The organism is Vasconcelosia minhoensis LEGE 07310 (assembly GCF_015207255.1).
In the GTDB taxonomy this organism is placed as follows: domain Bacteria; phylum Cyanobacteriota; class Cyanobacteriia; order Phormidesmidales; family Phormidesmidaceae; genus Vasconcelosia; species Vasconcelosia minhoensis.
The window spans coordinates 1-8,530 of record NZ_JADEXG010000108.1 but is presented as its reverse complement, the minus strand read 5'-3'; the positions used below and the strand labels follow the sequence as shown (position 1 = coordinate 8,530).

5 protein-coding genes and 2 pseudogenes are annotated in these 8,530 nt (G+C 39.5%); 5 read left to right on the top strand and 2 right to left on the bottom strand.

Translation table 11 applies throughout. The annotated features are described in order from the left end of the window. Positions 1–756: 756 nt before the first annotated feature. From IQ241_RS24360 to IQ241_RS24340, 5 genes are all read left to right on the top strand, one after another. Entirely contained in the window at positions 757–1,614 is an 858-nt protein-coding gene (locus tag IQ241_RS24360) for a hypothetical protein (protein ID WP_193912270.1), read from the top strand. Positions 1,615–1,747: 133 nt separating this feature from the next. Next, positions 1,748–2,971: an ATP-grasp domain-containing protein gene (locus IQ241_RS24355; RefSeq protein WP_193912268.1), complete on the top strand. Its 1,224-nt coding sequence runs from the start codon at positions 1,748–1,750 to the stop codon at positions 2,969–2,971. Positions 2,972–3,083: 112 nt separating this feature from the next. Next, entirely contained in the window at positions 3,084–4,346 is a 1,263-nt protein-coding gene (locus IQ241_RS24350; RefSeq protein ID WP_228022062.1) for an MFS transporter, read from the top strand. Between the two features lie 118 nt (positions 4,347–4,464). After that, positions 4,465–4,923, top strand: coding sequence for a GNAT family N-acetyltransferase (locus tag IQ241_RS24345; RefSeq protein WP_193912264.1), 459 nt, complete (start codon positions 4,465–4,467; stop codon positions 4,921–4,923). A gap of 97 nt (positions 4,924–5,020) precedes the next feature. Continuing rightward, positions 5,021–6,676 (top strand): hypothetical protein, encoded by a 1,656-nt coding sequence (locus tag IQ241_RS24340; RefSeq protein ID WP_193912262.1) that lies wholly within the window; start codon positions 5,021–5,023, stop codon positions 6,674–6,676. A gap of 1,015 nt (positions 6,677–7,691) precedes the next feature. Here the strand turns inward: IQ241_RS24340 and IQ241_RS26855 are convergent. Both IQ241_RS26855 and IQ241_RS24330 read right to left on the bottom strand, forming a co-directional pair. After that, a pseudogene (locus IQ241_RS26855) lies at positions 7,692–7,994 on the bottom strand (tyrosine-type recombinase/integrase); the annotation flags it as partial. Positions 7,995–8,309: 315 nt separating this feature from the next. Continuing rightward, positions 8,310–8,530, bottom strand: a pseudogene (locus IQ241_RS24330) (IS5-like element ISLesp5 family transposase); the annotation flags it as partial.

Sequence of the window (8,530 nt, the reverse complement as noted above, 5' to 3'; positions counted from 1 at the left end):
CAGGAGCTTGGCAATTTCGCTGACATGAGCTTGCAGCTGCTGGTTTTGCTCGGGGGTCATGGCATCTATTCTCTGCGTCCTACTCCTCTATAGTGGTTTTTCTCTCGCTAAATGATGACGCACTCCCAAGGCAAATGCTCGATCCATCGGGCCTTCTACCTCAGTTCAGTGGCAACCACAGCGAAGCAGTAGATGACCTTGGTTCAGGGCCATTGGAGCATTAAAAATCGATTGCACTGGCCTAAAGATGTGGTCTTGGACAAGGACGATACTTATGGTCGTGACCCCAATGGTCTGCTGTTATATGCCTCGCTGTTTCGCTCGATTACTATCAATTTGCTCCGGTTGAAGGGCTTTGATTCAGTCACATCCGCTCTGCATCAGCTCGCAAACCAGGTGAGTGCATCCCAGTCTTGTAAGTCCAGGTTTGAGACAGCCTTTCAAAGCTGCTGATTTATAAGGACTTGTGCGTTAAGCATTTATGCTTATTGCACAAGTGGGATGCACCCAACCAGGTTGACCATATTTTTCGCCTCCTACAATGAATCAACCCTAGAGGTAAAGGAGGATCACTTAGCTGTTAGACAAAAAGGTTGTGGAATGTAGTGTTTTGAGGGTGGCAAAATCAAATTTGAAACGGATTAAAAAAACAATATAGATAGGATTTAGAAAAACTATCTTAAAACCGTAACTTTAACTACACAAATCCCTTGAATTTAAATTCTCTTCACGTTAACTTCATGGTATGCAATAGCAGTGAATACCAAAAGAAGGTTAATGATGCTTGTAGAACTAAATCCGACATTAGACTTCAAGAAGGAAATTTTTGAAATCCTTGAATACTCAGGAAGTAAGCATTTTCTTGAAAAAATTTTAACCCAAATATCATGTACCAAAGATCTGGTCAAGTTTATACACCGCTATTCAGTGTTTAATGGTAATTTTGCTGGAGGAGTAATTAACTTGGGCGGAGCTTTTCATATCAGGCAAGATATTTTTAGAGATGAAAGTGAGATAATTCATGACTGCGCAGACAGAAGCTCGAAAATTTCGACTTACATTTTTTTTGCAGCTGAGGATGAATACTTCGATAGGGTGAGAAATTCGAGGGTTACTCATAGAGAGCTTGGTCAAATTCTGCTAAAGAACACATTACGCTTCTTTGACATAAACCCGCAGTTATTTGAGCAGCAGTTTTCTATAAGCCCTGCAATACTAGATAACTTGGAAGAGATCAAACAAGGTTATTGCCTGAATCGAGAAAATTCAGAAGAGGAAATTTTGCACGGATTGGGTTTTCACATTGGAGCGGAGTTGTTAGCAGATCAGGAATTTAACATCTTACATCAATATCTTTGTAAGGAATATCCTCAGTTGGTAAAGTTTTTAAAAGGTGAGAGAACAGAATATGGTAATAGCGCTTATACCTGGATTGAGCTGCACACTTCAGTAGAATCTGAGCATTTTGAGTATGCTATTCTTGCAGCCGAGGAGGCTATAAGTTACTACTGCGGTTTATATACAAAAAATGAAGTTAGAAATATGATAATTGAAGGTTTTAATCATTTTTCTCGCTTCCAAATAAGTTTTTTCAATAATATTTTGAAAGGATGATTTTCAAAGGTAGGCTCTCCTTCAACTTGAAAGGTTATTCGAGCTTGTAAAAAATGACGGAGAACCGAGGTAGTTTAATTCGCGGTTTGAATAAGTAGTATAAGGGCAATAAATCGGACTCAGAGTAATTCTTGTGCGCAAAGAAAAGTTGATTTTTATTGAAAGTCATATAAATGGTGGTACTGGACGAAAGTTAGTCCAAGATGCATTTCAGAAAGGGTTTTTACCTGTCATATTTGCTAAAAACCCTTCCTTATACAAATACATTGAAGAAGATAATCTAGAGGTTTTCCAGGTTGATACTTCTGATGAGAGCACTATATCTAAAAAAATAAGGGAGCTTTCAACTACATCAAAAATAGTTGGCATTACATCTTGTCTTGACTTTTACCTTCAAGCCGCAGCAAACTTGGCTAGTTGTTTTAGCCTTCATGGGCCAAATCCTGATGTGTTACGTACCTGTAATAATAAGTATGCGCAAAGATTACGCTTAAAATCACAAGGGGTAAGTGTACCGATTTTTTACATGGTTACTTCAGGACAGGAAGCAGTCTCTGCAGCTGAGATAATCGGCTTTCCAGTAATAGTTAAACCTATAAACTTGTCGGGTAGCAGAGGCGTTAAGTTTTGTAGAGACTCAGGGGAAGTTGAGAATCATACAAAATTTTTATTAGATATTGAATTAGATTCTCATCCATCTGATTCAATATCACAAGTGTTAGTTGAAGAGGCGGTGGAAGGATCTGAATATTCAGTTGAAATATTCGGGAAAGAAATTATTGGTGTTACTCGGAAGTACTTAGGATCTTTGCCATATTTTGTTGAGTTAGGCCATGACTTCCCTGCTGTGTTTTCAGACGAAAAAACAGAGAGGAGAATCAAGGATTTTATACTTGAGGTATTGAGCGCATTGAACTGGGAAATCGGACCAGCCCATATTGAGTTGAGAACGACGGAATCCGGCCCAGTAGCGATTGAAATCAATCCGCGATTAGGAGGTGACTATATATCAGATTTAATTTTCAGTGCATTTGGAATTGATTTAGTTTCGCAGACTGTCAGCTTTATTACGGGCTCTGAAGTTACTCTTGAAAAAACGAAAAGCCATTATGCTTCAGTTCGTTTTATACCATATCTTTTGGAAGGGACAGTAAAGTCTATTGAAGGAGTTGCATTCGCTAAGCAAGTTTATGGAGTAAGCGAAGTAAAAATCTATCATTATCCTGGTCACAGTGTTTGCCTACATGGAGATTACCGTGATAGAGCTGGTCACGTTATAAGTTGCGGAGATACGTTTGAAAGTGTTCGTGATTCGGCAGAACTTTCATCTCATAGTATTGAGATAATCATAGAGTAGACTAAACTTATTATCAAATCTAGTGGATTAAGGGCTTGCTTGTTTATAAGCGAGTCTTTCTAAAAAGTTCTAATAATATGAACTTGATTAGTCTTAAAAACAAAGTGGTAGCATGCGAAGCTTCCTGAATCAGCACTGGACGACGTTAGGCTATCGGTCTTCAATCCTATACTTTACGGGTACTTTTGTTTCTTCGTTTGGAACAGGAATGCAGTTTATTGCCAATAGTTGGTTGATCTTAAATTTAACTGGTAACGGAAGTTCAGTAGCTGTACTCCTGTTTGTATCGACTATCCCTGGAATCTTCTTTTCCTTCACGTTTGGCGCTTTTGTTGACCAAATAAATCGGAAATACTTGGCAATTTCTATTGATATATTTAGAGCAAGTGTTCTTTTGACTGTACCTCTTGTATGGTGGTTTGACTTGTTACATCCTTGGCATATTTATGCAGCGACATTCTTAGTATCTGTGGGTGACGAACTTTTCTACTCCACAACAAATGCATTAGTCTGTGACATTTTCTCGAGAGAAGCTCTTTTGACCGCTAACTCTGTAGCAAATATCACTTATCAAGCTGGGGCAGTATTGGGTACAGGGATTTCAGGTCTAGTTATTAGTCTTTATTCTCCGTACGCAGTGATGATTATAAACGCTTTCACATTCTTGATTTCTGCTGTTTGTATTTTGAACGTAGCTTATACTGGTAGTCAGTCAAAAAAATCAGCAGAAGTCGAAAACTTTAAAGGATCCAACACTAATGTCTTCACTAATGTGAGAGAAGGTTTATATTATGCTTTGAAACGGCTTGACATTGTTTCAATTTACTTAGTTTTGCTACTTCTTTTTACAACGGTTCGTGCTATCAATGCTTTACTATCACCTTTTGTCCAACAAGAACTGAATCTTGGAGCTGTGGAGTTTGGGCTTATAGATGCAGCCTTTTCAGTTGGTGCCATTATAGGTTGCTTATTATTACCTATAGTCGTAAGCATATTTAAAAAAAAGGCGATCATGATATTTTGTATTTGGGCGCTGTCTGGTAGTCTCGTTCTCTTTTCAATATCACGTAATCTCTTTTTGGCAATTTTAGGATATTTCTTGATTGGCCTGTTTCTACAAGTTAGGGTCCTCTACCAAACAATAGCTCAAAGAATGACAGATGCCAATTTCCAAGGGAGAATGTATTCCCTTTTTAGCACTTGCTTAGCCATAGAGTCTTTAATAGTTTATTTGGCCATAGGAATTCTAGGCGATTTTGTTTCTTATCAGGTGCTTTATGTCGCTCAAGCAGCATTAATCGGCATTACCGGACTAGTTGCCATAAAGTTGCTCTCTGCCAGGGAATTGTATCATCATGTGCTGAGAGAAGAATAAGGATAGAGTAAGATGTAGACTTTACTTTGACGTCACCATACCTACACAGAAATTTCAATCCTATTCGAATGAGAAAGTTGTCTAACGTCTTTGATTTGAGAAAACTAATTTGAGGTTTATGTCACTTGTTATCCGACGAGCAGAACCCAGTGATGGGGAAAAAGTCCAAAGATTTGTATTTGAAATCACTCGTAGCTATGGACTTGAACCAGACCCAGAGGGGATTGACTCTGATGTGATGAATTACGGTGAGGCAAATGATTGTTCAGTTCAGCAGTGGGTTGCTGAGGTATCTAAGGTGGTGGTTGGTTCTATCGCCTTAATTGGAGGTGAGAATAACGTCGCTCACTTGGCTACCTTTTTTGTAGATCTTCGGTTTCAAGGCCAAGGTATAGGACGCGCCTTGCTCGAGCATGCTGTCACAGTAGCACAATCTGAAGGGTATGTACAAGTCGAACTTGAGACTCGGAAAAATTATAAGAAAGCTATTCATTTATACGAATCTATGGGATGGGTAAGAGTTTATAGCCTCCCAAACTCAAATGGAATGGATATGACTTATTCTCTCAGTCTGTAATATGTTGTTTATCCCCTTTAATTTGAATGTTCCGGTTTTCTGACCGATTTTACTTTTCATTATACTGAAGAGCAAGTTATTTATCCTCAAGATGTCTATGAAGTATTCTAAAGGCAAGGAATATGAGTTAATCACACTCTCTCGCCCAGTTATACACAATAAAGACCCGCTAGTTAATAGGTTGGGATACATACTCTCAGCTCCAGGTACTATTGAAGTAGAAGACGGAACTTTTTGCCAGCCTCCTTATGATACTCTGATTGAGGCTTTACGCATTGTTCTAACGCTAAGAGAGAATGGAATTTCCGCAGTTATTTCGGATGATCTAGTGGCGACTTTAAAGCGTCAGTATAAAGCCGTTGATAGAAATACATGTAATAATAATCATCAGAATCAAGTTGCTTTTGAGGAGTTACGTAAAAATCTTGTTTCTTCTGGACTTATAGATGAAAATATAAGTGCTTGTAGTGTCAAATTAGATGATTCAGCTTTTGCTTTAACCCAGAAAAACCGAGAGTTTAGATTGGATGAATTCAATTGGCATCGAAACAGAATCTTAGTAGGATTCGAAATAAATACTCCTATATTTCATTCAACTAAAGAACTCAATTGTCTCCAGAAAAGGATTTTAAATACTTTGGAAGCTAGAGGGGGAGTCTTATACAGCAAGACTTGTTCATTTCAGACTCATTTCGGAGTATACGGAGACCTTAATTTTCCTCCTAGTAAAAATTTAAACAACGAAACACTTTATTTGAGTCTCGAGAACGTTGGAGTCTATGCTATTAGCAAATTGTTTTGGGAATTAGAGTTTAGTAAATTCCTTTTGCCAATCAGCAGGAGAAGTAACAAATTTTGCAAAATTCTATCTAAACATATTGAAGAAGATGGTAATAAATTTTTTTTCTTAAAGCCCTTGACAGATAGGAACGGCGAGTACGAGGATCCACTTGTCACTGTAAGCCGAGAGATTAATTTAATCCAACAGGCTTATTTAAAAAGTCCTTTGTTTTCTGAAAGCCAAAATCGTTTAAATACTTTACAGAGAATGGCGGTCAAAATAGTATCTCTGATCACCCCTTTCGTTTGCGATGCTGCTCTTGCTTCATTCTTAAATGCCCAGTTTAATTGCTTCAGCGCTTTGTCTCAAGATGATGTTATTACTACGATTCGAGATCCAAGACACAAAAGCATAAACTTTCTATCAGTTCTCAAATTTCCAACTGTTGAAGTGAGATTTCCTCCGGCAACTTATAACACAGACCTTTTGGAGAAATGGGATCTATTTGAAGAGTTATGGTTTCAGAAATGTAGTCAGTTCAGTTCAGCATCTATCCATTCAAATTCCTGTAGCGAGCTGTTTATTGATCTTGAAAGTTATGATGGCCGCAAGGTTTCATTTAATAGATCTTTTAATTCTCTTCTAGAGTTTCTAGAATGTAGTGAAAGTCATGTTTTTTCTCAACAAGACATAGCATTGATTCAGGATGATGATTATTGGCTTCGCCATTTAAGTGCAGCGACGCTTAACAGTACTTCGAACGCATATATAGGGTTACCAAGTGATAGTTATGGAAATATGTTAGAAGTTCAGTCAAAAACTCATGAACAGAGTCTTTGGCAAGGAGGGCAAACCAGGGTTTCAACTCAAGAGGTAGTGTCTGAGGAAGTTTTAGTAATTATACAAGAGTTTATGAATGGCAGTATTCCAGACCTTGGCTTGCTAGCACATAGTGTTAGCAAACTTAGTTAGACGACACTGGAATAATTACCGTTGTCTGGAAGCGGTAGCACATATTAAAACGGTCTGTATAGTACATTGAGCGCCCGACAAGCAGACATTTGAGTCTGCAAAAGACATTCATGCTTTCATAATCTATCAAGATTCCGTCCACAGTTCCATGTGATGGGTTTTCTTCGGAAGTTTCAAAGAAGATGTTTGCTGCGCTCGCAACTTTGCTCAAGGGGCTCACCTTGTCTCAATAGTGGGACTTTGATTGATTTAGTGAGACTAATGGGATTGACTAAGTTTAGTCCATAAATTTGGTTAGGCGAAAACTGATTAACCCTTATGAATAGATGGTTTTAGCTTCATTCTCAGCCATTGACCCGTTGCGGGACCAGCAAATAGTCGGAATCGCTGTAATCTATGCATAGAAATAGATACAGTGGATTATGAATTTAGTCCAAAAAGCCGTTTATTGGGTCTTATAGTGAGATTAAGCCCATTTTGGCCTCTCTCAGTCTCATCTCAAACTGAGACAATGCTTTATTAATGTACGATAGGCGACGATAGATTTGGACTAGAGTTGCCTGTCACAGGAGTTAAGCAAAACTAATCTATCATAGATAAAACTTATATTTTATCCGTGTTCTCATTTCCTTGGTTTATCAGTAAGCTGTTAATAGTTTGCAGCCCATCATTTAGTTAGGTACTCGCTATGACTCATATTACTATTGCACCCAGAACAACTATTCCTACTGTTGACTTACGGCCACAGCGCCAATGTATAGAATCGGAGAAATTTTAACAGATAAGGCTGAATCGACTGATGTGAAGAGGTTTCAGGCTTTAAGGTTTGCTTCTTACTCAGCTTGAGCACAAGTACAGGCGTTTTACTGAAAGGCTGAAATTCTTTCTGAGAAAGCGATATAGAGTTTATTAGGTCGGTAGTAGCGCCGCTGAGTCCACGGTTTACAGTTACAGAGAACTCTTAAAACTCTGTAGTAAGTAGTAGAGGCGTCATTTCATACGGCCAAGGAAGCTTCTATAAAAGCGTTTCTAAGGCTTGCTTAGCCACCGATGCTGCTCGTCTAGACGTTACCTTCTGATAGCGCAGCGTCGTCTGAATCGTCTCATGTCCCATCAAAGCCCTCAGCTCTTCAATCCCCATCAAGCCAACTCGCTCAGTGGCGAAGGTATGCCGTAGATCGTGTAACCTAGCACCTTTGAGATCAGGGTAGGGCGCAATCAGCGTCTCCCAACACTGATGAATGCGACGGTAGCTAATGCGAGAGGTTTCTAAAGAGATCGGCTGCTGAGCGGTGAAGAGGGCAGCGCTACGAGGATGGGGTCCGGCCTGGATCGTGACGAAAAGGTTCGATAGGCTGAAACTTCTACCTACAGTGCGTTTCAGGCTTCGATTTTTAGACCGCCCAGAAAAGTACTAACAAGCAGACAGATCATTGGCGCTCAGTAGTACATCTGCTTTGAGTTCATAGTTTGCAGATGCAGAGTACGTTGACTACTCTGCTATTGAAAAGGACAATGCTACTTTCTACGCTCTTATTAGCTTCTCAGAGCTATAGAGTTAGCCTTTGGTTATCTACGTGGCTTTGTTGCATGAATTGAGAAAGGGACAGGGGTTTCCCATCTCGGTCGTTTTCTAGGCTGCAACGCGGTAGCTATCAGGCATTCCGAGCTGCGTCATCCGGTTGAGCGCCTTACATTCAATCATCAACTCGGTGGTTTGAGCTGCTATCTTTCTGGCACACACCTCACCTGTGAAAACGGTTTTGAGTCGGTACATCCCCGTCTCGCTGAGCGAACGGCGGTGATAGTTGACTTCTTCTTTCCAAGCTGAGCGATCCACTTTGCGGATGCGTC